The 2,530-nt window shown below is 74.7% G+C and carries 3 protein-coding genes and 1 pseudogene; 2 read left to right on the forward strand and 2 right to left on the reverse strand.

Annotation, left to right across the window (positions count from 1 at the left end; all coding sequences use genetic code 11):
- The coding region (locus DKT69_RS40240; protein ID WP_236648430.1) for a DivIVA domain-containing protein at positions 1-593 on the reverse strand (593 nt) is incomplete at its 3' end.
- A 163-nt stretch (positions 594-756) separates the two neighbouring features.
- On the opposite strand from DKT69_RS40240, the gene folP reads away from it, so the two are divergent.
- Positions 757-1,626, forward strand: a complete 870-nt coding sequence (gene folP / locus DKT69_RS29525; RefSeq protein WP_109804737.1) for a dihydropteroate synthase — start codon at positions 757-759, stop codon at positions 1,624-1,626.
- 27 nt (positions 1,627-1,653) lie between these two features.
- Here folP and ndhC read toward each other — a convergent pair whose 3' ends face one another.
- Positions 1,654-2,031, reverse strand: a complete 378-nt coding sequence (ndhC, locus tag DKT69_RS29530; protein ID WP_109804738.1) for an NADH-quinone oxidoreductase subunit A — start codon at positions 2,029-2,031, stop codon at positions 1,654-1,656.
- Positions 2,032-2,160: 129 nt separating this feature from the next.
- Here ndhC and DKT69_RS29535 point away from each other — a divergent pair.
- A pseudogene (locus DKT69_RS29535) lies at positions 2,161-2,530 on the forward strand (hypothetical protein); the annotation flags it as partial.

The raw sequence follows: 2,530 nt of genomic DNA on the forward strand, positions 1-2,530 counted from the left end.
GGAGCCGGCCGGAGCGGCACCTGGCGGTCGGCCGGCTCCTGGTCGACCGGCGCCGCGACCGGGACGACCTCCCCGGCGGGCGTCGCCGGGGCGGGCGTGGGAAGCACCGCCTCGTCCTCGACGGCAGCCGCGGCGGGCGCCGCCGCCACCCCGGCCTCGGCGTCCGACGCGTCAGCCCGGGTGTCGCCGGCCGGGCTCACCGCGTCGCTCGGGGCGACGCCGGCGGGGCTCGGGCCGGCGGACTCCTCCCGGGCGCGGCGCAGCGCGTCGGCGTCCGCGGTGCGGCCCTCGCGGAGCGCGAGAACCTCCGCCTCCAGCACGCCGATCAACTCGGACTTGTAGCCGATGTCGTAGGCCGCCCGGCGCATCGCCTGGTCGACCTGGGCCATCCGGTAGCCGCGCAGGGCGGTGTCGAAGCGCACCTCGGCGATGTCCGACTCGTGCAACGGGCGGGCGCCCGGCAGGGGCACGGCCCGCCCGTCCGGCTCGGCCGGCGCGAGGCCCGGGTCACGCCCGGAGACCAGCACCGTCACCCCGAACACCACCGCCGCGACGGTCAGCGCGACGACCAAGAGGAGCAGAACCTCACCCATGGAGAGATCGTGGCATGCGGGCCGGTCCCGGGCGAGCCCTCCACCCGCTCCGATCATGAATCACAACCGCGGGACGTACCGGACGGAGCGGGCGACGGCGGACCGGATAGCGTCGGGGGCGGCCGGCGGTACGGCCGACGGTGCGGGGAGACCAGGAGGCGGGATGGCCGGGACGCTGCGGCTCGGTGGGCGCACGTTCGCCCCCGGCGAACTGGTGGTGATGGCGATCGTCAACCGCACCCCGGACTCGTTCTTCGACCGGGGCGCCACCTTCGCGTCCGACAGCGCGCTGCGCGCGGTGGAGCGCGCGGTCACCGAGGGCGCGGAGATCATCGACATCGGCGGGGTGAAGGCCGGGCCGGGCGACGAGGTCGACGTCGCCGAGGAGATCCGCCGGACGGTGGACACCATCGCCGCGGTCCGCACCGCCTTCCCCGACGTGGTCATCTCGATCGACACCTGGCGGGCCGAAGTGGCGGTGGAGGCGGTGGCGGCCGGCGCCGACCTGCTGAACGACACCTGGTCCGGGGCGGACCCCGCGCTGGCCCGGGTCGCCGCGGCAACCGGTGCCGGGCTGGTCTGCTCGCACGCCGGCGGGCTCGCTCCGCGGACCCGGCCGCACCGGGCCGCCTTCGACGACGTGGTGGCCGACGTGGTCGCGACGGTGACCGGGCTCGCCGAGCGGGCGGTCGCCCTCGGCGTACGCCCTGACGGCATCCTGATCGACCCGGCGCACGACTTCGGCAAGAACACCCGGCAGTCGCTGGAGATCACCCGACGGCTCGCGGAGCTCACCGACACCGGCTGGCCGCTGCTGGTGGCCCTGTCGAACAAGGACTTCATCGGCGAGACGCTGGACCTGCCGGTGCCGGACCGGTTGGAGGGCACGCTGGCCGCGACCGCGGTCTCGGCGTGGCTGGGGGCCCGGGTGTTCCGCGCCCACCAGGTGCGCCAGACCCGTCGGGTGCTGGACATGATCGCCTCGATCCGGGGCGACCGGCCGCCCACCCTGACCCGGCGCGGCCTGGCCTGACCGGCGGCCGGCCGGGGCCGGCGGGGATCAGGTCCAGCGCAGGATGTTCTTCCGCCAGGCGTAGAGGACGCCGAGCGCGACCACGGCGACGAAGACCCCCATCTCGACCACGGTGGTGACACCGAACCCGGGCCGGTCGAAGACCAGCGCCCACGGGAAGAGGAAGACCGCCTCGACCGCGAAGAGCACGTAGAGGTACGCGTAGACGTAGTAGCGGATCTGCATCTGCGCCCAGTCGCCGCCGACCGGGTCGAGCCCGCATTCGTAGCTGGTCCGCTTGCCCCAGGGATCGGCCGGACGGCCAGGACGTAACACCCGATTGGCCGAGAACGCCGTAACGAAGAAGAGGACGCTGGCAAGCAGCAGGAGACCGAGCGTGGCGTACGAGCCGAGGTAACCGGTCACGGGGGACGAGCCTACCGCGCCGGTCGCCGAGGCGTATCGAACACGTTACGTATTTGTTTCCTCCCGGGACTAGTGCTCCACGGCAACCATTACCGAATATGAAAACTCGCTGAGTGTCACGGAGGACAGATGGCCGACCTGCCCGTACGCCCCGATCGGCGGGCTGGCCGGCGACGTACCTCCGCACTGCTGGCGGCGTCGCTCGCGGCCGGCCTGGCGACGGCGGCCGCGGTCGCTCCCGCCTGGGCGACCGCGTCCCGGGCGGCGACGGGCGTGGTCACCGCGGCCACCGATCCGGTGGACGAGCCCGGCGCGGAGCCGACCGACAGCACTCCCCCGGTCGACCCGACCGCGACGGAGCCGCTGCCGACCACGGCGCCGCCGACCGAGAGCGCGCCTCCGGAGACCACCCCGCCGGCCCCGACGACCGAGCCCGTGCCGGACACCACCGCCCCGGAGAACCCGGCGCCGACCACCACGGCGCCCACCACCACCGCCC

Origin of the sequence: Micromonospora sicca, assembly GCF_003172935.1 — a bacterium.
Taxonomy (GTDB): domain Bacteria; phylum Actinomycetota; class Actinomycetes; order Mycobacteriales; family Micromonosporaceae; genus Micromonospora; species Micromonospora sicca.